We start from the raw sequence: 24,223 nt of genomic DNA, 5'->3' as shown, positions 1-24,223 counted from the left end.
ACCTACCACCAGGTCGCATAGAGCGCGATCAGTATCGCGATCACCGCGCCGCTTGCCACGTTGAAACCGGTCGTGGTGCGAAAGCTGACGCCTTCGGCGGTGATGCGGTCCTTGTCGGCGGTCGCGGGCATCAGCAGCGACAGGCCGATCGCCAGCGCGAGCGCGATCAGGAACACAATCCCCATGCGGTCCATGAACGGGATCGAAGGCGCGAGCACCTTGAACAGATAGGAGAAACCGACCGACGCTACCGCCGCAGCAATCGCGCCCGCCTCGCTCGCGCGCTTCCAGAACAGGCCGAGCAGGAAGATCACCGTGATACCCGGCGTGAAGAAGCCCGAAAATTCCTGGATGAACTGGAAAGCCTGGTCGGAACCGCCGAGCAAGGGGCGCGCCGTGACCAGCGCGAGCAAAGTCGCGACCACCGCGACGATGCGCCCGACGAGCACCAGCTTCTTCTCGCCCGCCTCGCTCCGTTCGCCGGCATGCGCGGGCGAGAATTTGGCATAGAGGTCGAGCGTGAAGATCGTCGCGATCGAATTGATCTTCGACGCGGTCGACGCCACCACCGCGGCCATCAACGCGGCAAAGACAAGGCCCAATATCCCCGCGGGCAGCAGCCGCATCATCGTCGGATAGGCTTCGTCGGGTTTCGCGAGGTTGGGCGCAAGCATCACCGCGGCGATGCCCGGCAGCACGACAATCACCGGCATCAGCAGCTTGAGGAAGGCGGCGAACACGATGCCCTTTTGCGCTTCGGCCAGGCTCTTCGCCGCGAGCGCACGCTGGATGATATATTGGTTGAACCCCCAATAGGACAGGTTCGCGATCCACATGCCGCCGATCAGCACCGAGATGCCGGGCAGATCCTTGTAGAAGGGGTTGTCGGCAGTCAGGATCATGTCGAAATGCCCGGGCAGTTCGCTGGTCAGGCGGCTGAAGCCGCCGATTAGCCCCGCGTCACCGCCGATTTCGCTGAGCGTGATGCCGGAAATCAGAAGGCCGCCGAGAACAAGCAACGTGACTTGGACGATGTCGGTGAGCGCGACCGCCTTCAACCCGCCGTAAAGCTGGTAGAGCAGCGCAAAGCCGCCGAGCGCGAACAGCGCGACATCCTGATCGACCCCCGCGACCTTGTTGACCGCGATCGAACCGAGCCACACGATCGAGGTGAGGTTTACGAAGATATAGAGCGCGAGCCAGAAGATCGCCATCAGCGTGCGGATGTTGGTGCCGTAGCGCTGTTCGAGGAACTGCGGCATCGTGAAGATCTCGTTGCGGATGAAGATCGGCAGGAAAAATTTGCCGACGATCAGCAGCGTGAGCGCCGCCATCCATTCGTAGGAGGCGATCGCCAGACCGATCGCATAGCCCGATCCCGACATGCCGACGATCTGCTCGGCCGAAATATTGGCGGCAATCAGCGACGCGCCGATCGCCCACCAGGGCAGATTCTTCGACGCGAGGAAATAGTCGGCGCTGTCCTTGGCCTTGCCGCCCTTTTCGCGGCTGACCCACTGCGCGAGCCCGAAAATCCCGATCGCATAAGCGACGATCACCGCCACATCGAGAGTCGTCAGCGTCATATTCGGCATCCCCTTTCCCGCGGTGTCCCGCAAACGCCGCGCCGAAAAACGCGCGATCGTCTATTTATACGATTTATAGGCTTTATATTTATATGATCTATGCCACTTGTCTAGAGCCTAGCTGCGAGCGATACGAAGCGCGAGGGAGCCGCGCGCGGCAGGATGCTGTAAAATGCCCGATTTGGCATAGCGGACAAGAGAGGGAAGAGCGTGCAACCAGGTGATCCGGCGGAACTGCGAACCCGATTGGGGCGCAACCTGACCTATGGCCTCCTTGATTCGCTGGGCCGCGCGATCGTCATCGGCGCTTATGAAGACCAGCCCTTTCCGACCGAGGCCGAGCTGGCGAAGCAGCATGGCGTCAGCCGGCAGGTGACGCGCGAGGCGGTGAAGATGCTGACCGCCAAGGGGCTGCTCAGCGCGCGTCCGCGCCAGGGGACGATCGTCCAGCCGTCCACCACTTGGAACCTGTTCGACACCGACGTGTTGCGCTGGCTGCTTGAGCGCAAATTCTCGGTCGATCTGCTGCGCCAATTCAATCAACTGCGCGTCGCGATCGAGCCCGAGGCGGCCGCGCTCGCCGCCGTCAATGCGAGCGACGCCGATCTCGAACCGATCTTCGCCGGCCTGAAGCGCATGGAAGCCGCCGAGCGCGGGTTCGACGACCCGCTCGATGCCGACATCGCCTTTCACGTCGCCATCCTGCGCGCGTCGGGCAACCCGTTCTTCGTCCAGTTTCGCGACGTGGTGACGACCGCGCTGCGCAGCTCGATCCGCTTCACGAACCGCATCAAGGGCCGGTCGGCGAGCGTTCCCGATCATGCCGCGGTCAGCGAGGCGATCGCGCGCCGCAATCCCGACCGCGCGCGCAAGGCGATGAAGAAGATCATCGGCGACGTCCTCGACCTCATCGAAACGAGCGAAGCCTAGTCGGTCATGGCGATCGGCAGGATCGCCCCGTCGGGCGCGTAGCGAACGCGCTCGACCGCTATGCGGCGTTCGCCTTGTAGCGGCGCGCTTTTGTCGCGTGTCGGCCAGCGGTGATAGACGATCAGCCAGTCGCCGCTGACGGAGTCGCGAACAAAGCTGTGATGTCCCGGGCCCTGATGGGCCGCATCGGACCGCAGCAGTACACCGCGATATTGCCAGGGGCCGGCGGACGACGGGCCGGTCGCATAATGAACCGAATAACCGGCGCTGTTCCATGCGCCGTGACTGTAGGAAAGATAATAGACCCCGCCGCGTTCGTGCACGAAGGCGCCCTCGGTAAAATGGGGCGGCTGTTCGGTGGCGACCTCGTCGGCGATCGACAGCAGATCATCCGCCAGCCGATAGATGCGAAGGCGCGATCCGGCGCTGCCACCGGCGTAGAGGTAAAAACGGCCGCTCGCGGGATCGCGAAATGCCATCGGGTCGATTGCCTCGAAACCCTCACCGCCAGTGAGCAGCGGGCGGCCGGAGTCGGTGAACGGACCCTGCGGCCGATCGGCGACCGCGACGCCGATCCGGCTGAGCGTGGGATTTTGCGGACCGACCGAATAAAAAAGATAGTAGCGACCGTTCGCCGCGATCAGCGCCGGTGCCCACAGATAGTGGCGAGGAGCACCGTCATCGTCGATCCAGCCGATCGCGTCACGACGCAGGATGACGCCGCGAAACCGCCAGTGCCGCAAATCGCGCGTCGTCCAGGCCGATAGCCGGTCTCCGCCGCCAGTCGGATAGACCCATAGTTCGTCGCCGATCGCCATCGCATGCGGGTCGGCCCCGACAATCGATTCCGTCCCGGAAACCGCGGCGGGCGTGATCGGGCCGGGCAGCATCATCGCTGCCGCGGCCGCCCACGCCCACCGAGGGCGGGAGGATATCATCAGAAGCGCGCGCGCAGGCTCGCCCCATAGAAGCTGTCGTCGACGCGAATGTCGTGCGGGAAGGCGGGCGTGTGGAAATAGCTGTAATATTTGCTCTTGAGGACGTTCACGCCGTCGACGCTGAGCGCCAGATTCTCGTTGATGTCATAGCTGACCGAGAAATCGAGCCGGCCGTTCGCCTTGACGCGATTGAACTTCGCGCCGTCACCCGGCACCAGCAGGCCGCCGCCGAACAGACCCTCGTTGAACTTGCCGCGCCATGTGTAGACGACGCGCGCGGTGAAGCCGTATTTCTCGTACAGCCCGCCGATATTATAGCTGTATTTCGACACGCCGAGCAGCGGTTCGCCGACGAGCGGATCGGTCGGGGTCTTGATCTTGCTGTCGGCGAAGGTGAAGTTTCCAAACATGCCGAGACCGTCGAGCCCTTCGGGCAGGAAATCGAAGAACATCTGGCCGCTGACCTCGACGCCCTTCAGCTGCGCGCCGCCCAGGTTGCGCGGACGCGAGATATTATAGGTGATGCCGTCGATAACCTCGGGCTCGACGCCGATCGCCACGCGATCCTTGATCTCGCGATAATAGACCGCGGCCGACACATAGCTCGACGGGCCGAAATAATATTCCGCCGTCGCATCCCATGCTTCCGATTTCTGCGACCGCAAATCCGGATTGCCGCCATTGCCATTGGGGCGGATATTCGCGTTGTTCGGCACTTGATAGAAAAGGCCGGGATTAAGGTCGCCGAACGCCGGGCGCGACAGCGTCTTGGCGTAGCTGGCACGCAGCTGGAGCTCGGGCGTCAGCTTCAGCCGGACGCTGGCGTTCGGCAGGAAGTCGGTTTCGGTGCTCGACCGCCGGACGGGCGTCAGCACGCCACTCACCCGGCCCGTCCCTTGCAGGTCACGGTCGTTCGTTACCCAGCGCACGCCGACAAGGCCGTCGACCAGCATGTCGCCGCCAAGATCGGCGGCATATTTGACCTGCACATAGCCCGACATCGTCTTTTCGTTCGCACGGTAGCTACGCGACGGGTCAGGCGTCGGGTCGCCCGTCGGCGCGCCATAGAGCTGGCGCAGAAGGTCGGTGTTTTCGCGCAGGAAATCGGGATCGGGGGTGTACCAGTTCGCCCCGTTGTTGATGAACGGGATCGACGCCGGCGACAGGATCAGGAAATCCGACGGCAGCCCGACCGAATTGACCTGCGTGACGCGGTTGCCTCCGGGCGCGGCGGGGCCGCCGGCGAAGCCTTCGAACGACGCCTTGCGGTCCGCATAGCGGAAGCCGAGCTGGATCTGGTCGATGAAGCTTTCGACGTCGTAGCTGAAGTCGGTCCGCCACGCCTTCAGCGAGCTTTTCGATGTGTTGATGTCCTGGAACAGGCTGTTCGCAAAGCGGAAATCATTGGGATCGCTCAGCGGATCGCCCGTCATCACGGTCGTCCCATGACCGTTGTCGTTGATGATGACATTCACCGCGGGGATCGTCTTGCCGATATCGACGATGATGTTGCGCGCCTTGAACGTGGTGTCGAAATAGGAAAGATCACTTTCGAAATGAATGCGGTCATTATCGTACCGCATGCCGCCTGCGATCAGCCATTGGTCGGTCTTGTCGCGCTTGGCCTGCGTGCTGGTGAGGCCGGGAACGTTGTTGAAGGTCGCGCTTTCGCCGAGGCACAGATTCTGGGTGGTCCCGCCGTTTCTGGTCGGGAAGCCGCCGCCGTCGACCTGCGCCGTGAAACATTCGTCGCCCGCCACGGCATTGGTGATGCTTTGCGCCGCGAAAATGTCGGAAAAGATGAAATTGGTGGCAAAGCGCGAGCGATAGCCGCTGTAGAGACCGTCGACATACAGCTCGAGTTCGGGGGTCGGTTTCCACTGGAGCGCGAGATTGGCCTGCGGACGGCTGTAGCTGCCGGTGTCGGTCAACCCGCCGACGCACGTCGGCAGCACGATCCCCGCGGCGCCCGGAGGCCCGTTGGAGCCCGAGCGCGGATCGCAGTTGAACGAGATCGGCCGGTTGAAATTCTGATCCGAGTAGGAAATGTTGAGGAGCGCGCCGAATTCGCCGTCGCCGACGTTCCAGCGGCCGCTGATCAACCCGCCGACCGTATAGCTGAACTTGTCGACTTCCTTGCCATAGGTGCCGCGCCCGTTGAGCGCGACGCTGACGCCCTCCTTGAAATTGAACGGCTTTTGCAGCTTGAGGTTGATGACCCCGGCAACCCCGCCCTCGAGCAGGTTGGCCGAGTTGGATTTATAGACTTCGGCCCCCGCCAGCGCCTCGGCGGGCAGGTCCTGAAAGGCGAAGCCGCGGCCGACACCGGTGAAGATTTCACGCCCGTCAAGCGTCGTCAAAATATCGCCGATGCCGCGCACCAACGGGCTGACGACCTCGTTGTTGAAGCCGTTGACGGTCTGGATGCCCGGCACGCGCTGCAGCGCCGCGGCGACCGTCGAATCGGGGAATTTGCCGATGTCGTCGGCGACGATGACCTCGACCACCTGGTCCGAATTGCGCTTGATGTTGCGTGCGGCCTGCAGGCTGGCGCGCTGGCCGGTCACGACGATTTCGCGATCGGTCGCCGGGGTGCCTTCGCTGGCCACGCTGCCGGTTTCCACCTGCTCGTCCGCCGTCTGCGCCGCGGCGGACGCCGATGCGAGCAGGGCCGCCATCGACGCACTCGTAAACATGAACAATCTGGTCTTCATCGGTCGTCTCCCCATAGAGCTGCCAGGTGGTGTTCACCCGATCTTGTTGATTTTAAATATCTTATTTGTAATACAAATTATTCAGGCACAAAAATTTGAAGGATTGGAAAGGGCGTTATTTCGTCGGCACGACGCCCTTTGGCGCGGCGGTCAGGCGCTTGATCAGGTCGACTTCGGCCTGGCGATACGGCGTGCCGTCGCTGCGTAGAACCTCATGGAACCAGATCGGCGGCTCATCGCCGGTGTAGGGCTTTTTCCAGCTGTCCCAGGGGAGCCGCGTCTGCGACTTGCCGTCGACGAAGCCCCAGTTGATCATCGCGACGCCATATTTCTTTCCCAGCGGCAGCGAGCCGTCGAAGGTCGATCCATTGCCGCGCGCCATATATTCGGTGCACAGCAGCGGCCGGCCATAGACCTGGAGCTGCTTGACGCGGCGTTCAAACGTCTCGGGCCAATTATAATCGTGGAAGGAAATGACGTCCGACTGCGCGACCTGGATCTTCTCGACCGCATCGAGCTTTTTCACGTCCGACCATTCGTCGCCGATCCACAGCCCGCTGGTCAGCGGCTGTTTCGGCTTTGCACTGCGCGTCCAGTCGAAGACCTGACCGAGCAGTCCGGCGACCATCGCCTTCTTGTTCGGCGTCGGTTTGTAATTACCGCCGCCCTCGTTGTTCGGCTCGTTCCAGACGTCCCAGGCGAGGACGCGATCGTCATTCGCGAAACGGCCGACGATATCCTTCACATAGGCTTCGAGCTTGCCGTGCTGCGACTTGTCGGCAAGCCGCGCGGCGCCCGGCGCTTGCATCCAGCCGCTGTTATGAACGCCGGGGATCGGCGGATGCTGCGGGCCCGCAACGGGGTTCGGGTCCCAGCAGCTGTCGAACAGCACGAACATCGGCTTGATCTTGTGCTTCGCCGCGATCGCAAGGAACTGGTCCATCCGCTGCTTCAGCCCCTCGGGATCATTTTCCCAGAGCAGATTGTGCAGATAGACGCGCATCGTGTTCATACCCATCGCCGACGCCCAGCCGAGTTCCTTGTCGATCGTTGCGGGATCGAAGGTCTCCGCCTGCCACATCTCGAACTGGTTGATCGCGGTGGCGGGATTGTAATTGGCCCCGACGAGCCAGGGCTGCGCCTCGTACCAGCTGTGCGCCTGCGCCTTGGTCCAGCGTTCGGCGGCATGCGCGGGCGATATCAGGAACAGCGCGGCGCAGACCAGCGCCATCAGCGTACGAAGCATCTCACTCTCCGAAAAAGAGACGGTAAACCATCTTGTTTATATAGGTTTGGCCCGGGGCCAGCCGCGCCGAACCAAGCGCAGGCTGGTTCGGCGTGTCCGGAAAAATCTGCGGCTCGAGTACGATCGCATCGCCCTGACGATAGAGCCTGCCCGCCTTGCCGACGACGGTGCCGTCGAGGAAATTGCCCGAATAAAATTGCACCCCGGGCTGGTTCGACCAGAGTTCGAAGCCGCGGCCCGAGACGGGCTCTTCGACCCGCGCGAGCTGGCGCAGCGTCTTCGACACCGTCTTGGCGACGACGAAATTATGGTCGTAGCCCTTTCCGATCACGATCTGCGGATCGCTCGCGTCGCGGACGCGTTCGCCGACGGCATGGGCCGTGTTGAAATCGAACACCGTGCCCGCGACCGGCTGAAACACACCGGTCGGGATCAATGTCTCATCGACCGGGGTATAAGCCGCTGCGGGAATGGTCAGCACATGCCCCATCGCCCCCTGCCCCGATCCCTCGCCCGCGAGATTCCAATAGCCGTGGTTGGTGATGTTGACGATCGTCGGCTTGTCGGTCGTCGCGCGATATTCGATGCCGAGCTCGTTCTTCTCGTTGAGCGAATAGGTCGCCAGCACGGTGAGCTTGCCCGGATAGCCCTGATCGCCGTCGGGGCTGACATAGCGCAGCGTGACCGACGCCGTGTCGCCCTTCTTGACCTCGACAACCTCCCACAACACCTTGTCGAAACCGGCGGTGCCGCCATGGAGCGAATTGCCGATATTGTTGACCGGGGTCTGATATTGCTTGCCGTCGAAGCTGAACTTGCCCTTCGCGATGCGGTTGGCAAAGCGTCCGACCGTCGCACCGAAATATTCGGACTTGGCGAGATAACCGTCGAGCGAGGGATAACCGAGCTGGACGTCGGCGACCTTGCCCTGCTTGTCGGGCATCATCAGCGACTGGATCGCGGCGCCCCAGTTGATGATCGTCGCCGAAACGCCTTTGGCGTTGGTCAGCGTCACCGCCTCGACCTGCCGCCCGTCAGGGAGGGCGCCAAAAGGCTTGCGCTGGATTTCCGCCGCGCCCGCGGGGGCAAGGGCCAGCGCCCAGCCGGCCGCCCCGAGTGCGAGCGATGCCGCAAGCTTCGCCTTCATGATGATCTCTCCCTTTTCATGGTCTATCACGCACCTTTTTGCGAGTAAAGCCGTTTAATATGATAATTAACTTGCGAATTGGCGTGGAGCGAAGCCCCGGATGCCGGCATCGACCTCGAACAAGGCGCCCGCATGCGGCGAAGCACTGTCGTCCTCGGCGGCCGAGGTGACGAACAGGCGGTCCAAATCGGCGCCCGCGAAAGCGCAGCTGGTGAGTTGTACCGCGGGCAGCGCGATACTGCGGTCGAGGCTGGCGTCGGGCGCATAGCGTTCGATACGCCCGGCACCCCAGAGCGCGATCCAAAGCCCGCCTTCGGCATCGAAGGTCATGCCGTCGGGGGTGCCGTCGCTCCCGGCGAAATCGAGGAAAATGCTGCGGTCGTGCAGGCTGCCGTCGTCGCCGATGCGATAGCGATAGACGTGGCCGAGCTTGCTGTCGGTATGGAACAGATGCTTGCCCCCGGGCATCATCGCGGGGCCGTTCGCGATCGTGTAGCCGCTATCGACCCGCGTGACGCGGCGGTCGGGGTCGAGCCGATAGAGGCTGCCGCTCGCGCCCTCGCAATCGAACGGCATCGTCCCCGCCCAGATGCGCCCCGCGTCGTCGGCCTTGGCGTCGTTCATCCGGTTCGCAGGCAGGCCGGGCTCGGGATCGTGGAACGGAGTTGCCGAGAAAGGATCGAGCCGCAGCTCGGCGAAACCGCTTTGCAAACCGGCGATGAAACCATCACCCGACGCGCGTTCGATCACCCAGCCGATCGGCTCGGCGAGCGTCCAGCGGGTCACTTCCCCGCCCGCGAGGTCGAGGCGATTGAGCGCGCAGCCGAGGATGTCGACCCAGTACAGCGCATTGTCGCGCGGCGACCACAAAGGCCCCTCGCCCAGCCGGTCGCGCGTGCCGCGCTCGACGATCTCGAATGCGCTCAATGGCTGTCCCTCGGCAGTCCGGCATTTTGGGCGAGCCGCTGAAATCTGGTCGCGTCCTCCAGCGCGGCGCCGCTGTCGAACTGGCCGACCAGCTGCCGCTGAATTTCCTGCCAGGGCGTCTGCGAAGCCGGATAGGTATAGCCGCCCGCCGCCTCGAGCCTGCTCCGCCGCGCGGCAAGCTCGGCGTCGTCGACGAGCATGTCGGCGGTCCGGCGGACGAGGTCGACGCGAACGATGTCGCCCGTCGCCAGCAGCGCCAACCCGCCGCCGGCCGCCGCCTCGGGCGATGCGTTGAGGATCGAGGGACTGCCCGACGTGCCCGACTGCCGCCCGTCGCCGATGCAGGGCAAGGTGTGGATCCCCCGCTTGATCAGCGCGACGGGTGGCTGCATGTTCACGACTTCGGCGCCGCCCGGATAGCCGATCGGCCCGGCGCCGCGGATGACCAATATGCAGTCCTCGTCGATGTCGAGCGCCGGATCGTCGATGCGCGCGTGATAATCTTCGGGACCGTCAAAGACGATCGCGCGGCCTTCGAAGACGTTTGGCCGATCGGGGTCCGACAGGTAGCGCGCGCGAAAGGCGTCGGAGATCACGCTCGCCTTCATCACCGCCGAATCGAACAAATTGCCGCTGAGCACCATCAACCCCGCATCCTCGCGAAGCGGTGAGGTAAAGGGCCGGATCACCGCCGCGTCCTGCGTCACGGCTTCACCGCAATTTTCGGCGAGCGTGCGGCCGTTGGCCGTCAGCACATTCCCGTCGAGCAGTCCCTCGCGCAGCAGCTCGCCGATCACCGCGGGAACGCCGCCGGCGCGATAGAAATCCTCACCCAGATATTCGCCCGCGGGCTGCAGGTTCACGAGCAGAGGAACATCCTCGCCTTCGCGCTGCCAGTCGTCCATCGTCAGTTCGACGCCGATATGACGCGCGATCGCATTGAGATGGATCGGCGCATTCGTCGACCCGCCGAGCGCGGCATTGACCTTGATCGCATTCAGGAACGCGGCGCGGGTCAGGATGTCGGAGGGCTTGCGATCGGCGTGGACCATCTCGACGATCGTGCGGCCGGTCTGCCACGCGCATTCCTGGCGATCGCGATAGGGCGCGGGGATCGCCGCCGACCCCGGCAACGCCATGCCCAGCGCTTCGGCCAGGCTGTTCATCGTCGTCGCGGTGCCCATCGTGTTGCAATAGCCGGTCGACGGCGCCGACGAGGCGACGAGTTCGACAAAGCCCTTATAGTCGATTTCGCCCGCCGCGAGCATCTCGCGCGCTTTCCACACGATCGTCCCCGACCCGGTGCGCTGCCCCTTGTACCAGCCGTTGATCATTGGCCCCACCGACAGCGCCGCCGCGGGGATGTTCACCGTCGCCGCGGCCATTAGGCACGCGGGGGTCGTCTTGTCGCAGCCGATGGTGAGCACGACGCCGTCGAGCGGATAGCCATAGAGCGTCTCGACGAGGCCGAGATAGGCGAGGTTGCGGTCGAGCCCCGCCGTCGGCCGCTTGCCGGTTTCCTGAATGGGGTGCACCGGAAATTCGATCGGGATTCCGCCCGCATCGCGAATCCCCTGCTTCACCCGATCGGCGAGAATGATGTGGTGGCGATTGCATGGCACAAGATCGCTGCCCGTCTGCGCGATCCCGATGATCGGACGGTTCGACTGCAGTTCCTCGAGCGACAGGCCATAGTTCAGATAGCGCTCGACATAGAGCGCGGTCATGTCGGGATTGTCGGGATTATCGAACCACGATCGCGACCTCAGGGCCGGCCGCTTCGATCCGCCGTCATGCTTGTCGTCCGTCACTTCATTTCCTGACTTGGGTTCAATGTCATTTGAAGGCCGCGACCAGCTTGTCATATTGCGCCTTGCTGATCTCGATCATCGATCCGTGTCGCGCGCCCGCGGGCACCGCATAGCGGTTCCATTCGGTTACGCCGCTGTTGCCCGACATCTGGAACCACGGCCCCTCGAGCCGCGGCGCCTTCGACAGACCATAGCTGGTCCCGGCATATTGCTCGTAATAGAGCAGCCAGTCGGCGCCGTTCGGCGCGCGGATGATCGTCGGCGCCTCGCGGAAATTGGGGCTGAGCGCCGGGCCGGGGGTCGGATAGGGACCGGTCATGTCCTTCGCGCAGGTGATGCGGACGGTCTTGCCCGTCGTCCAGGAATAGGAGGGGTAACGCTCGTCCTTCAGGAGCGCGCAATAGCCGCCCTCGGGGTTCGGCTGGATGACCGTGTCGATCGTCGCCATCTCCCATTCGAACAGGCGCCGCGGCGGCCCGGCAAAGCTTTTGAGGTCGGGCGACAGGACATAAAGCGTGCGCTGGCTTTCCCAATAGCGCTCCGGGTCGCTCGCCGATCCCGGGACCGTCGGCGTGTGCCAGCTCAGCAGGAAGCGTTTCGACGGCTTGTCGAAATAAAGCTTGGGCGCGCCGATGCGCTGCAGCGGATTGGCGAGGCCGACCGCGGACTGCAGATCGGGCTGATAGGTGCCATAGGGCGCCCAGTTCACCAGATCGTCCGACACCCAGAAGCGGATCAGCGGATCCTCGTCGCTCTTGTTGCCGACCAGATAATAGCGCCCGTCGGGACCCTGTGCGATCGAAGCGTGGCCGTGATAATCCTTCGACACCGGCTTTCCGCCATTGAGCTCAGTCCAGTAGAGGCCGTCGCGGCTGACCGAGTAATAGAGGATGCCGTAATGGCCCGTTTTCATATGCGCGAACAGATAGGCTTTGTCGGGATGGACATAGGTGTCGGGCGCCGAGGACGGCTGCGTGTTATCCTGCGCCAGCCCGGGCGCGATGAACGCGGCGAATGCAAGGCAAGCCATCGACAATCTGCGAAGCGACATGATCTCTCCCCTCTGCGGACCTTGCGCGGCCCCTTGCATATGCTTTGATCTCGTATAAGCAGATATATATGATAAATAAAGAGGATGCGATGGGCGAGAAGAAAGATTTTTCGGGAGCGAGCGAAGGCACGGAAATCCGCCTTGCGCTGGTCGGCATCGGCAAGATCGCGCGTGACCAGCACCTGCCGGCGATCGCGGCCGATCCGCGCTACCGGCTGGCCGCGACCGCGAGCCGCAACGATTCGGTCGACGGCGTGCCGGGCTATCGCAACATCGACGAGTTGCTTGCTTCCGGCCTGCCGCTCGACGCCGTATCGCTATGTACGCCGCCCGAAGGACGCGCTGATATCGCGCGCCGCGCGATCGATGCCGGTCTGCATGTCATGCTTGAAAAGCCCCCCGGCGTGACCGCCGAAGAGGTGCACGCGCTCGCGCGCCACGCGCTGGCAAAGGGCGTCACCTTGTTCGCCTCCTGGCACTCGCGCGAAGCCGCCGCGGTCGACACCGCGCGCGAATGGCTGTCGGGCCGTGCCGTCACCGGCGGGCGGATCGCGTGGAAGGAGGATATCCGCCAGTGGCATCCCGGGCAGGAGTGGATCCTCGAGCGCGCGGGCATGGGTGTCTTCGATCCGGCGATCAACGCCTTCTCGATCCTGACCCGTATCCTCCCGGCACGCTTCGACGTCGAAGCCGCCACCCTCGACATTCCAAGCAACCGGTCGGCCGCGATCGCCGCCGCCTGCACTCTGCGCAGCGCCGAAGGCTATCAGATCGAAGCCGATCTCGATTTCCTGTTCGCCGGCGCGCCAAGCTGGGACATCGAAGTTGCGACCGATGCCGGGCGATTGATCCTGCGCGACGGCGGCGCGACGATCGAGCTGCCCGGCGCCACGCCGCATAGCGGCGAAAATTGCGAATATCCCCGCCTCTATGGCCGCTTCCACGCGCTGATCGAAGCCGCGGAAATCGACGCCGACACCGCTCCGCTCGAACTCGTCGAACAAACATATGGCCTTGGCACGCGCCGCAGCGCGCCGCCGTTTGAATTTTGAGAGGAAACCGGCAGGAGAGCTCGTGATGCGGAACGATAGCGAAGCCCTCGACCGGCGAACCCTCCTCCGGCTGGCCAGCGGAACGGCGCTGGCGATGGGAGCGTCCCGCACGCTCGCTGCGAGCCCCGCGCCGACCGGTGTCGCGCAAATCTGGCCGGGCCGCGAACTTGTCCGGCTCTGGCCCGGCGCGGCACCGGGCACGCCCGCGCGCCTGCCGCCGTTCAGGATCGAGGACCGCGGCACCCCGACCTTCCTTAACCGCGTCGTGACCGGGATCGCCGATCCCGCAATGATCGTCTGCCGTCCCGCCAGACCGAATGGCACCGCGATATTGCTGATGCCCGGCGGCGGTTATGGCGTCGAATATGTCGACAATGACGGCCTGCGCGAAGCCGACTATTGGACGGCCCGGGGCATTACCGCTTTCATCCTCGTCTATCGCCTGCCCGGCGAAGGCTGGGTCCGGCATTCGGATGTGCCGTTGCAGGATGCACAGCGCGCGCTGCGGCTGATCCGCGCCCGCGCCAACGATTATCGCGTTGCTTCCGACCGGATCATGCTCCTCGGCTCGTCCGCGGGCGGGCACCTCGCGGGATCGCTCGCAACGCGTTTCGGCGAAGACGTCTATTCCCCTGTCGATGTCGCCGACCGACAATCGGCGCGGCCCGACCTCGCGGCGTTGCTCTATCCCGTCATCTCGATGCAGGCGGACATCACGCATGCCGGCTCGCGCGCGGCGCTGATCGGCGCGGCCGCGGGTCCGTCGCTTGTCGATCGATATTCGGTCGACCGCCGCATTGCCGCGGATACCCCACCGATGTTCCTCGCCGCGGCGGGCGATGATGACATCGTGCCGGTCGAAAACAGCATCCTCGCCTATCGAGCGATGCTCGCGCAAGGGCGCAGCGCGTCGATGCACCTGTTCGAAACCGGCGGGCATGGCTTCGGGCCGAACTTGCCCGCCGCGAGCCCCGCGTCGCGCTGGCCCGATCTGCTTCTGGCCTTTGCCGCCGCCCGCGGGCTTCTGGAATGAAGCCAGTGCCGGACGCGCCTAGCGCTCGCGGCCACCCGACGGCACCGGAAGCCTTTTTCCGATAGCGACGGGCGCGCCGAAATCCGGCCAGCCCGCGCCAGTCCATCCAAAACGCTGGATATGCGGCGCCCGTTTCGCCGTGCAGCCCATGCCCGCGGCCGGATTGGCATGGTAAATGATCCAGCTTTCGCGGCCGTCGGGCGACCGGAAAAAGCCGTTGTGCCCGGTCGCATAAACGCCGTTGCCACTTTTGAAGACGGGCTGCGGCGACTTGCTCCACGCGGCGGCGTCGAGCGGATCGGCGCCCGCCGGCGCACGGAGCAGCCCCAGCGAATAATCGTCCGACCAGCAGGCACTGGCCGAATAGGTCAGGAAAAGATCACCCTTCGGGCCGGGCAGAAATTCGGGCCCCTCGACAATCTGCCGCCCGCCCTGCCGTTCCCAGACATGGTCGGGCCGCGCGATCACCGCCTCGCGTCCTTTCAGGGTCCAGGGACTCTCCATCTCGGCAATCGCGATCGCGCTGTCGGGCCCGATATAGGGCGAATAGGCGAAATAGCGTTTGCCGCCGTGATCGAAGACGGTGCCGTCGATCCCGGCGTGCGCCGTATTGACGCGGCCGCGATCGACCCATTTTCCGCGCAACGGATCGGGACCCGCATTTTCCAGGACAAAGACCGCGCGATGATCGTCGTCGGTGAACCCGCTGGCGGTCGCCGAATAATAGAGAAACCACTTGCCATCGATGCGATGCAGTTCGGGCGCCCATATCGAATGCGCATTCGCGCCCTCCTTCGGCGGCGTCCAGACGGTCACCGGCTCGACCTCGCCCAGCCTCGCGACATTGTCGGTCCGCCACAGCGCGATCCGGTCGCCGAGCGTATGGGTGTAATAATAATATCCGCCGACCTGCAGGATCCACGGATCGGGACCCGAGGGAAGCAGCGGGTTGGCGAAGGTGGCGACACCCGCCTCCTCAGCCGCCGCAGGCAATGCGAGACCGCCGATTGCCGCGACAGCAACACCCCACGCGACCCGCCGGACGAAACGGCGCGCAAGACGGTTGGCCGAACCCGAAAAAAGCATGCACCTCTCCTCATTGTTCTGATCATTATTTATAATATAAGTATGATCAAATTGGCAACCGACGACTTGGGCGCGTATGCGTGGATGCGTTCTGGCCGGTAGCGGCCTGTCAGCTTTCACTTCGGAAATTGTGAGCGCGGCCGCCCAATCACGTAAGGATTTCGCGCTCAATCCGGACTGTGGCCGTAGGGCCACAGCGCCGCATGATTCGTATCCGGCGGGAGCTTCGCGTTCATCCTAACCCTTTTCCCGAGCGTTGCTGACGCGGCTGCCGGATTTCGGCGACCGCACACATATGCCTGAAAACAACAGGAGGAGAGGATAATGACCCAATTCCAGCAATTTGCTCGGTCGGGAACAGCCGTCATCGCCGTCGCGGCAGCTCTGGCAAGCGCCGCCCCCGGCAACGCACAGCAATCGGAACCGCTTCCGCAGGACAGCACGGCCGAAACATCGGGGGAAACCATTGTCGTCACCGGTTCGCGCATCCGCCGCGACCCGCTGGATCAGGAAGCCCCGATCGCGTTCATCGGTCAGGAGGATATCGCGAAGACCGGTCTCAATTCGGTCAACGACGTGCTTCAGCGGCTGCCCAGTTCGGGCGGCGGTCTCAACAGCAAGTTCAACAACAGCGGCAACCTCGGCAACCCGCCCGACGGCGGCGGCGTCGGCGCAGGCGCGGCCGAAATCGACCTGCGCTACCTCGGCTCACGCCGCGTCCTCGTGCTCGTCGATGGCATCCGCTATGTGAACGGGGCTTCGGCAAGCGGCGTCCCCGGATCGACCGACCTCAACTCGATCCCCGAAAGCGCGATCGAGCGCATCGAGGTGCTGCAGGACGGCGCCTCGGCGATCTACGGTTCGGACGCGATCGCGGGCGTCGTCAACATCATCACCAAGAAAAGCCAGGAGGGGCTGCGTGCCAGCGCGCAGGTCGGCGGTTATGGCCAGGGCGACGGCTTTACCAAGAGCGCGCAGGTGAGCTGGGGCAACGGCCGCGGCCCGACGCAGATCGTCGTCGGCGCCAACTATGTGCAGCAGGACGGCGTCCTCGCGGGCAGCCGCGCAATCTCGCGTTTCCCGGCGCCCTATTCGAACACCTGCCTCGATGGCGGCTGTTCGGGCTTCGTGCCGCTCGGACGCTTTATCGTGTTCGGGACGCCCGATGCGCAAGGCCAGATAGTAAGAAATGATTTGACCCTGCGCGGCCCGGTAATCGGCCGCAACCCCGTGTATAACGCGGGCAATCCAACCGATCCGGCAAGCGATTTCAAGGCCTTTGGCAACGCCGACCGCTTCAATTTCGGCCCGTTCAACTATCTCCAGATCCCGGTCGAGCGCTATGGCGCCTTCGTCAACGCCCGCCAGGAAATCTCCGACAGCATCAATTTCTCGGTTCGCGGGATATGGAATCAGCGTAAATCGAAGAACCAGGCCGCGCCGCTGCCCTTTGGTTTCGGCCCCGCCGCGGGGCTGACGCCGGTGCTCGACGCGATCACCGTCGATGCGACCAACCCCTTCAATCCGTTCGGGGTAACGCTCGACGCGAGCAACACCGATCTGGTCTATCGCCGCTTCGTCGAGGGCGGCCCGCGCCGCTTCAACCAGACCGTGACCACCCTCTATGGCGTTGCGACGCTCGACGGCAGCTTCGACATCGGCGGCGGGCGCAAATGGTATTGGGACGTCAACGCCGCCTATGGCCGCAACAAGGCCAAGCAGACGATGTTCGGCAACATCAATTCGGATCGCCTGCGCCGCGCGCTCGGCCCGGTCGCCGCCTGCACCGGCGAATGCGTGCCGTTCAACATCTTCGGCGGGGTCGGTTCGATCACCCAGCCGATGATGGACTATGTCATGTTCACCCAGCGCGACCGCAGCCGCCAGTCGACCTTCAGCGCCTCGGCCAACATCACAGGCAGCCTTTTCGACCTGCCGGGCGGGCCGCTCGGTATCGCCATCGGGGCCGAATATCGAAAGCTCAAGGGCAGCTTCGATCCTGACCCGATTGTCGCCGCGGGCTTCAGTTCGGACATCCCGGCGCTGCCGACGCGCGGCAGCTATGACGTCAAGGAAGCCTATGTCGAACTCAGCGCTCCGGTGCTGTCCGACACGCCCTTCTTCGACCTGCTCGAATTCACCGGCGCGGTGCGCTGGTCGGACTATTCGACCTCGGGCTCGACGACGACGCTGAAGGGCGGGGTCAACTGGAAACCGATCCAGGACCTGCGCCTCCGCGCCTCCTATGCCGAAGGCTTCCGAGCGCCGTCGATCGGCGAATTGTTCGGCACCCAGTCGCGCTTCGACCAGCAGATCAACGATCCCTGCTCGACCTCGACGACCACGGGCCAGAACTGGAACAATAACACAACCGTTCGGACCAATTGCATTGCCCAGGGGGTTCCGGCCGCCGGCTATGCGCAGGCCAATCCACAGATTTCGGTGCTCGTCGGCGGCAATCAGGATCTGGCAGCCGAAAGTTCGAAGAGCTGGATTTTCGGCGGCGTTTACAGTCCCGGCTTCATCCCCGGCCTGTCGATCGAGGCCAATTATTACGACATCAAGATCAAGGGCGCGATCCAGGCGGTAAATGCCGAGATCACGCTGGCGCAGTGTGCCGGACAGAATGATGCCGACGCCTGCGCGCTTGTCACCCGCGCGGGCGGCGGACAGTTGACCTTCGTCGAAGGGCTGCTCCAGAATATCGCCGGCATCCGTACCAAGGGGATCGACGCCAACCTGACCTACCGGACACAGAAAACGTCCGCCGGGCGGTTCGGCTTCACCTGGAACAACACCTTCCTCACCCAATATGACGTGATCGTGCCGACCGCCGACGGCTCGCTGGTCGTCAGCCGCGAGGGGACCGAACAGGGCAGTCCCAGCCAGGCCTTCCCCAAATGGAAGTCGGTCGGGATCCTCGACTGGGACGGCGCATCGATCGGCGCGACGCTGACCGGCCGTTATGTTTCGGCGATCCGCGAACCGCTGGCCAACGACAACAAGTTGAAGGCGCGCTTCTACACCGACTTCCAGCTGCGCTGGTTCCCGGCGGAGGATCCCGAGGCCTTCGGCTTCGCGCTCGGCGTGAACAATCTGTTCAACGTCAAGGCGCCGGGGTGCATCAGCTGCGACATCAACAATTTCGATCCGACCGCCTATGACTTGCCCGGACGCTATTATTACGTCCGCGCCAGCTTCAAGATGTAGGCATTCGCGCTTGGAGGGTGATCGATCTCGCGCGAGACCGATCACCCCTTCGCATTGGGATCCAACATCCTCTATCTGACGGGCGGAACGAAAGAGGCGGAAGCGCCGATGCGCGGCGCGATCGACCTGACCGCCTCGCTCGATGGCGAAATGCGGGCCTTGCCGGCCGCGTGGGGCACATTCGGAGAGGTGCTGGCAGGCCGGTGCAGGCCAGCAACGCGTTCCGAGGCGTCGGTAGCGCTGCTGACGGGGATCGAATTCGGGCAGGCCGAAAATGGTGCACCCGACTGGATTCGAACCAGTGGCCCCCAGATTAGGAATCTGATGCTCTATCCTGCTGAGCTACGGGTGCGCCGCCGCTCGTGTAGCGGTGCAGCGCGCAAAGCGTCAATCGGGATGGATCAATTGGCCGCCTCGGGCGGGACGATCGGTACGAGCAAGGGCATCGCGGCGATCCCGTCGTCGTGCAGCGATCGCGCCTCTTCGGGCGAGGCCTGGCCGTGGATCAGGTCTTCGGCCGCGCGTCCTTCGTGCATCGCGCGCGCCGCATCGGCGAACTCGCGCCCCACCCAGCGCGACTGCGGCAGCATTTCGGCCTGCTTTGCGGCAATGTCGGCGAGCAATTTGCGCACCAGGTCGGGCGACGCCTCATCCGAGCCGGACGGCTTGGCGGGCGGCGGAGCGACCGCCTGACGGTTGGACTTGGCCCCCACTCGCGGCGCCATCACCGCCTTTTTCACATCGTCATCGCCGCATACGGGGCAATTGATCAACCCGCGCGCCTGTTGCTCGCCAAAGCTCTCGCTGCTCGCGAACCAGGCCTCGAAACGGTGATCGCCCGCGGCGCAGCAAAGGTCGAAAACGATCAAGGTCAGCCCAGCCCCAACAGCGGATCGAGCCCGCCGCGCGCATCGAGCGCCGCCATATCGTCGCTGCCGCCGATATGTTTTCCGTCGATGAATATCTGCGGGACGGTGCGCGCCCCACCCGCGCGTTCGACCATCGCGTCGAACCCGGCGCGGTCCATCGTCAGGTCGATTTCCTGATATTCGACGCCCTTGCGCTCAAGCAGCGCCTTGGCGCGCGAGCAATAGGGGCAGAAGAACTTCGTAAAAACTTCGATCTTGGCCATGCGGCTATCCTGTCATCCTTCACTCGCCATATCGGAATCCAACGAAGCAAAGTCAAATATGTTGCTTGTCATGAGGGCCTCGGGAACGACGCGCGCCCATGTTAGAGCGGACACTTGTGCGGCGCCGCTGCGCCCGAGCACCCGCGCCGCCGCGCGCAGCGTCGCGCCGCTGGCATGGACATCGTCGACCAGCACCAGATGCCGCCCCGCCGCGCGCGCCTTGCCATCGCCCGCCAGCGCAAAGGCGCCGGCGACGATCCGGTCGCGCTCGCGCCGCCCCTTGCCGCGCAGCGATGCCGTCGCCTTCCTGCGCAAAAGCAGGTGGTGGTCGCGCGGTACGCCGGTCAACCGTGCCAACTCGTCGGCGATCAGCGCCGCCTGATTGAACCCGCGCGACCACAGGCGCCAGCGGTGCAACGGCACCGGAACCAGCAGCATCCCCTCGATGTCTCCTAGCATGGCGAGGTGCCGCGCCATCAGCCGCGCCATCAGCCGCGCATGCCCGGTCCGCCGCCCATATTTGAGGCGCAGCGCCACCGTCCGCGCGACGGGGCCATAGGCGACCGCTGCGGGTGCGCCCTCGAACGGTGGCGCGCTTGCCAGACACGCGCCGCACATAACCGGCCCGCCGAGCAAGGCGGCAGGCAGCGGAATCGAGCAGCGCGAACAACAAGGCCCATCGAGAAAATGGAGCGACGACCAGCAGGTCAGGCAGAATTGGCGGTCTTCGCCGACGATGATCCCGCATCCGGGACAGCGCGGCGGCAGCGCATAATCGACAACCGCGCGCGCCGCGGCGCGCAAAGTGCCGCGCCAGGCCCCGGCCGGCGCGCCGTCTTTTTCGACATCCCCCGTCGTCGTCGCCATCACCGGCTTGTGAAGCATCGCCGGGGGCGGCACAAGCGGCGCATGTCGCAGCCTCCCCGCCCGCTTTTCTCCCCCGCCCGCCACCGCTCCCAGCGCGACCGCATGGCGCGCCTGCCCGCATCGGCCAATTTCCTCCCGCCGCTCATCGCCGAAACCCTGCTCGACCGGCTCGCGATGGTGACGCGCGAATTTCCGCGCACGTTGCTCATCGGCGCGCATGATGCCGCGCTCGCCGATCATCTGCGCGCAACGGGCACCGATCTCACCATCGCCGAGGCGGGGCCGCGCCTTGCCGCCGGAACCGGCGCGATCGCGGTCGAGGCCGACGCCATCGACCTGCCCTTCGCCAGTTTCGACCTCATCATCTGGCCCGGAGGGCTCGATAGCGTCAACGACGTGCCCGGCGCGCTCCTTCGCCTCCGCGCCCTGCTCGCCCCCGACGGCCTGTTGCTCGGCGCCTTCGTCGGCGACGGCAGCCTGCCCCGCCTGCGCCGCGCGGTAATGACCGAAGGCGTCCGGTCGATCGCGCGGCTGCACCCGCAGATCGACCTCGCCGCGATGGGCAATCTGCTCCAGCGCGTCGGCTTCACCCTGCCCGTCGTCGATGTCGACGCGCTGACGGTGCGTTACGGCGACTGGTTCGCGCTGGTACGCGACCTGCGCGCCGCCAGCCTGTCGAGCCGGCTCGCGCCCGCCCCGCCGCCCCTGACGCGCGAAGAAACCGCACGGATTGCCGCCGCTTTCGCGGGCCAGGCCGATCCCGACGGCAGGATCGCCGAAAGCTTCCGCATCGTCCATTTCAGCGGCTGGGCGCCACATCCCGACCAGCCGCAACCCGCACGGCGCGGCAGCGGCACCGCCTCGCTCGCCGAAGCGCTCAAACCAAAGGACTAGATCAAAGCCTCCAAAAGCCCGATCAGCGGCTTGTCGGCGGGCGGCATGTCGAGCCCGTGCAGTTCGACGGGGCGTACCCAGCGCAGCGCGCTGGCGTGCTGTGCCACCGGCGTCCCGCGCCATTTGCGGCAGACGAACAGTAACAGCAGCAGATGCCGGTTGCCGAGCATGTCGCTGGCGAAACAGGCGGGCGCAAGGCAGGCGTGATCGACATCGATCGCAAGTTCCTCGCCCAGTTCGCGGATCAACGCCTGCTCGGGCGTTTCGCCGGGTTCCAGCTTGCCGCCGGGGAATTCCCACAGCCCCGCCATCGACAGACCTTCGGGACGCTGCTGGACAAGCAGCCTTCCGTCGCGGTCGACGAGCGCGGCCGCCACGACAACGAGCGAGGTTTCCTGCGGTTTTCCGGGGTCTGGCACGGACAAATTGTTAACCTTCCTGTGTGAATATGGGCACCCTCGGGAACTATAATTTCAGTCAGGGGTGGAACAATGCGAAACTTTTACAGGCTGATGCGGTCGACCAGGGCCGCCACAGCCGTCGAATACGGGCTGATCCTGGCCCTTGTCTTTTTGGCGGCCGTCGTTGCGGTAGGCAATGTCGCCAACTCCACCAACAGCATGTGGGGAAGCGTCTCGAACGCTGCCCAAAAAAATATGTAGCACCGCGACGGTCGTCCCTTTTCGGGGCTGCCGCGCACCGGTTTCGGGCGGGTGCCATTAAGATTTTCAAAACCTATTCACCCTAAACCCCCAGATGTTGACCCAGACCAGACCGTCAACAGGGTAAGTGAAATCAGGAGACCAGTCATGAAGTTCATCAAGAAGTTCGTTCGCGATACCAAAGCCGCCACCGCCATCGAATATGGCCTGATCGCGGCCCTCATCGCCGTCGCCGGCATCGCCGCGATGGGCGCAGTCGGCAACAGCGTCGGCAACACCTTCAACAAGGTTTCGACCGAGCTCAACAATAAGACGACCACCCCGTAATCGGGTTGGTTTGCGCCGCTATTGCGGTGGAAATCCGGAAAGGGCGGTGGAGCAATCCACCGCCCTTTTTCTTGCGCGCGCTGAAAGCAATTATCTGCTGGCGTACACGACGATCTTCACGCGCTGTCCCGGGGTCAGGCGGCTCGATGCTGTCAGGCGGTTGAGCACCTGGAACCGTTCGGTCTGATAATTGCTATAGGCCATTCGCCGCGCCAGGCTGGCAACCGTATCGCCGCGCCCGACGGTCACGACGTCGATCCGCCGCGGCCTGATCGCCGCCGCTTCCGCCGTGCTCAGCCGCCGGATGCTGCTGAACATCGAATTGAACGCGCTGCCGCCACCCGCCTGCGTCAGCGCGACGAAATGAAACGCGCTGCTGCGCGAAAATTCATAAGCGAAGACGGTGACATCGACTTGCCCCGACTGGGTATTCACCCGCGCGGTCGAATAGGATGCCGGGATGCCGTTCACCGTCGTGCGCTGGATCGCGCCGGGGCTGATCGACGCGTTACCCGCCACCGCCCTGAATGCCGCGGTGATATAGGCATTCATGTCGCCGCTGTACGGCCCCGTCGTAAATTGCGCCTGCCCGCCATTGCCGCTGACCAACACCGCATCGGCACCGTTCTGCATGCCATAGCCGTTCGGCACCGTGAAACGCAGCTTGAGGTCGGGGTGCAGGAAATCGCGCCCCTCGACCACGCCCTGCGCCGGATCGTCGCCATAAAGCACATTATCGAGCGAGGCGAGAAAGGCATCGGCATTGCGGTTGCCGCCACCACCGCCCGCCCGGCTCGCCAGCGTCTGCGCGTTGCGGACGCGCGACGCGGGGTCGGGGTGGGTGCTCGCCCATTCGGGCAGCGAGCGCGCGTCGCCGCCCGACAGACGGGCGTCGAGCGTCGTCTGGTTCGCAAGGCTCGTCAGCATCGTCGACAGCGCCATCGTGTCGTAACCGGCACTGCGCAGATATTGAACGCCGAGCTGATCGGCCTGCAGCTCCTGGCTGCGCGAAAAGCCCAGCGTCGCAAGCTGTGCCACGCGCATCGAATTATTCTGAAGGAGCCCGCCCAGCCCGCCGAGCAGCCCGCCATTGTCGCCGATCGCCCCGCCCAGCACCGCGCCGAGCACGCCGAGGATCTGGTTGCGCGTCGCCGCCGACTGGCGCTTCTTGCTGTGCTGCGCCGCGACATGCCCGACCTCGTGCCCGAGCACGCCGGCGAGTTCGGCTTCGTCGTTCATCAGCGCCATCAGCTGGCGCGTGACATAGACATAGCCCCCCGGGATCGCGAAGGCGTTGTTCACCGGCGAATTGAGGAGGGTGACGGTAAAATCGCTTGGGCTACGCGACAGGCCCGACTGAACGGCGATATTCTGTCCGACGCGGTTTACATAGGCGGCCTGCGGACCGCTATAAGCCCCGCCGAATTCGGCCATCAGCTGCGGATGCGCGTCGGTGCCCTGCTTGCGTTCGGCGGGCGAAATGCTCGTCGCGGTCTTGATCGCCTTCAGCTGTGCGTCGGCCGCGCCGGTCAAGGCCAGGCTGCCGAGCGCTGCCGATGCCGCCAGCTTGGTCGCTAGCCCGTTTTTCGTCTTCCGCACCATCGAAGCGC

The 24,223-nt window shown here is 64.5% G+C and carries 20 protein-coding genes and 1 tRNA gene; 6 read left to right on the top strand and 15 right to left on the bottom strand.

Annotated features, from left to right (window positions below; translation table 11 throughout):
- Positions 1-2: 2 nt before the first annotated feature.
- A complete protein-coding gene (locus tag J2X38_RS15155) occupies positions 3-1,586 on the bottom strand; it encodes a sodium/sugar symporter (RefSeq protein ID WP_310255240.1) in 1,584 nt (527 codons plus the stop codon).
- A gap of 210 nt (positions 1,587-1,796) precedes the next feature.
- Here J2X38_RS15155 and J2X38_RS15150 point away from each other — a divergent pair, with 210 nt between their 5' ends.
- Positions 1,797-2,516, top strand: a complete 720-nt coding sequence (locus tag J2X38_RS15150; RefSeq protein WP_310255239.1) for a FadR/GntR family transcriptional regulator — start codon at positions 1,797-1,799, stop codon at positions 2,514-2,516.
- Here J2X38_RS15150 and J2X38_RS15145 read toward each other — a convergent pair.
- From J2X38_RS15145 to J2X38_RS15115, 7 genes are all read right to left on the bottom strand, one after another.
- On the bottom strand, positions 2,513-3,409 hold the full coding sequence (locus tag J2X38_RS15145) for a family 43 glycosylhydrolase (RefSeq protein ID WP_310255238.1): 897 nt from the start codon (positions 3,407-3,409) through the stop codon (positions 2,513-2,515). The genes J2X38_RS15150 and J2X38_RS15145 overlap by 4 nt on opposite strands.
- Positions 3,410-3,453: 44 nt before the next feature.
- Positions 3,454-6,168: a TonB-dependent receptor gene (locus J2X38_RS15140; RefSeq protein ID WP_310255237.1), complete on the bottom strand. Its 2,715-nt coding sequence runs from the start codon at positions 6,166-6,168 to the stop codon at positions 3,454-3,456.
- A gap of 115 nt (positions 6,169-6,283) precedes the next feature.
- Complete coding sequence (locus J2X38_RS15135) at positions 6,284-7,414, bottom strand: cellulase family glycosylhydrolase (RefSeq protein WP_310255236.1); 1,131 nt, start codon at positions 7,412-7,414, stop codon at positions 6,284-6,286.
- Between the two features lies 1 nt (position 7,415).
- Positions 7,416-8,561 carry an aldose epimerase family protein gene (locus J2X38_RS15130; RefSeq protein WP_310255235.1) on the bottom strand — a complete coding sequence of 382 codons (1,146 nt, stop codon included), beginning with the start codon at positions 8,559-8,561 and terminating at the stop codon, positions 7,416-7,418.
- Between the two features lie 66 nt (positions 8,562-8,627).
- A complete protein-coding gene (locus J2X38_RS15125; RefSeq protein ID WP_310255234.1) occupies positions 8,628-9,488 on the bottom strand; it encodes an SMP-30/gluconolactonase/LRE family protein in 861 nt (286 codons plus the stop codon).
- Positions 9,485-11,215: an IlvD/Edd family dehydratase gene (locus J2X38_RS15120; protein WP_405053463.1), complete on the bottom strand. Its 1,731-nt coding sequence runs from the start codon at positions 11,213-11,215 to the stop codon at positions 9,485-9,487. The genes J2X38_RS15125 and J2X38_RS15120 overlap by 4 nt, the downstream gene beginning before the upstream one ends.
- A 109-nt stretch (positions 11,216-11,324) precedes the next feature.
- Entirely contained in the window at positions 11,325-12,350 is a 1,026-nt protein-coding gene (locus tag J2X38_RS15115) for a glycosyl hydrolase family 43 (RefSeq protein ID WP_310255232.1), read from the bottom strand.
- 68 nt (positions 12,351-12,418) lie between these two features.
- Here J2X38_RS15115 and J2X38_RS15110 point away from each other — a divergent pair, with 68 nt between their 5' ends.
- The gene (locus tag J2X38_RS15110; protein ID WP_310255231.1) at positions 12,419-13,402 is read left to right on the top strand and encodes a Gfo/Idh/MocA family oxidoreductase; all 984 of its coding nucleotides are present in this window, start codon (positions 12,419-12,421) and stop codon (positions 13,400-13,402) included.
- 25 nt (positions 13,403-13,427) lie between these two features.
- On the top strand, positions 13,428-14,435 hold the full coding sequence (locus tag J2X38_RS15105) for an alpha/beta hydrolase (RefSeq protein ID WP_310255230.1): 1,008 nt from the start codon (positions 13,428-13,430) through the stop codon (positions 14,433-14,435).
- Between the two features lie 18 nt (positions 14,436-14,453).
- Here the strand turns inward: J2X38_RS15105 and J2X38_RS15100 are convergent, their stop codons facing one another.
- On the bottom strand, positions 14,454-15,521 hold the full coding sequence (locus J2X38_RS15100; protein ID WP_310255229.1) for a glycoside hydrolase family 43 protein: 1,068 nt from the start codon (positions 15,519-15,521) through the stop codon (positions 14,454-14,456).
- 324 nt (positions 15,522-15,845) lie between these two features.
- Between J2X38_RS15100 and J2X38_RS15095 the strand changes: the two genes are divergently transcribed.
- On the top strand, positions 15,846-18,731 hold the full coding sequence (locus tag J2X38_RS15095) for a TonB-dependent receptor domain-containing protein (protein ID WP_310255228.1): 2,886 nt from the start codon (positions 15,846-15,848) through the stop codon (positions 18,729-18,731).
- Positions 18,732-19,006: 275 nt separating this feature from the next.
- Here the strand turns inward: J2X38_RS15095 and J2X38_RS15090 are convergent.
- The 4 genes from J2X38_RS15090 to J2X38_RS15075 all read right to left on the bottom strand — a co-directional run bounded on the left by J2X38_RS15090 (position 19,007) and on the right by J2X38_RS15075 (position 20,748).
- Positions 19,007-19,083, bottom strand: a tRNA-Arg gene (locus J2X38_RS15090).
- Positions 19,084-19,132: 49 nt separating this feature from the next.
- Positions 19,133-19,600 carry a DUF1178 family protein gene (locus J2X38_RS15085; protein ID WP_058537330.1) on the bottom strand — a complete coding sequence of 156 codons (468 nt, stop codon included), beginning with the start codon at positions 19,598-19,600 and terminating at the stop codon, positions 19,133-19,135.
- A gap of 2 nt (positions 19,601-19,602) precedes the next feature.
- Positions 19,603-19,863, bottom strand: coding sequence for a glutaredoxin 3 (grxC, locus tag J2X38_RS15080; protein WP_037518367.1), 261 nt, complete (start codon positions 19,861-19,863; stop codon positions 19,603-19,605).
- Between the two features lie 12 nt (positions 19,864-19,875).
- The gene (locus J2X38_RS15075) at positions 19,876-20,748 is read right to left on the bottom strand and encodes a ComF family protein (RefSeq protein ID WP_310255227.1); all 873 of its coding nucleotides are present in this window, start codon (positions 20,746-20,748) and stop codon (positions 19,876-19,878) included.
- 24 nt (positions 20,749-20,772) lie between these two features.
- Here J2X38_RS15075 and J2X38_RS15070 point away from each other — a divergent pair, with 24 nt between their 5' ends.
- Positions 20,773-21,624, top strand: a complete 852-nt coding sequence (locus J2X38_RS15070; RefSeq protein WP_310255225.1) for a methyltransferase domain-containing protein — start codon at positions 20,773-20,775, stop codon at positions 21,622-21,624.
- On the opposite strand, the gene J2X38_RS15065 is transcribed toward J2X38_RS15070, so the two are convergent.
- On the bottom strand, positions 21,621-22,049 hold the full coding sequence (locus tag J2X38_RS15065) for a (deoxy)nucleoside triphosphate pyrophosphohydrolase (protein WP_137892428.1): 429 nt from the start codon (positions 22,047-22,049) through the stop codon (positions 21,621-21,623). The genes J2X38_RS15070 and J2X38_RS15065 overlap by 4 nt on opposite strands.
- Positions 22,050-22,433: 384 nt before the next feature.
- On the opposite strand from J2X38_RS15065, the gene J2X38_RS15055 reads away from it, so the two are divergent.
- On the top strand, positions 22,434-22,613 hold the full coding sequence (locus tag J2X38_RS15055; RefSeq protein ID WP_058537333.1) for a Flp family type IVb pilin: 180 nt from the start codon (positions 22,434-22,436) through the stop codon (positions 22,611-22,613).
- 90 nt (positions 22,614-22,703) lie between these two features.
- Here the strand turns inward: J2X38_RS15055 and J2X38_RS15050 are convergent, their stop codons facing one another.
- Positions 22,704-24,215 carry a M48 family metalloprotease gene (locus tag J2X38_RS15050; protein ID WP_310255224.1) on the bottom strand — a complete coding sequence of 504 codons (1,512 nt, stop codon included), beginning with the start codon at positions 24,213-24,215 and terminating at the stop codon, positions 22,704-22,706.
- Between the last annotated feature and the right edge of the window lie 8 nt (positions 24,216-24,223).

Source organism: Sphingopyxis sp. BE235 (genome assembly GCF_031457175.1).
Lineage (GTDB): Bacteria > Pseudomonadota > Alphaproteobacteria > Sphingomonadales > Sphingomonadaceae > Sphingopyxis.
The sequence above is the reverse complement of the archived record's forward strand: the minus strand, read 5'-3'. Positions and strand labels throughout refer to the sequence as shown.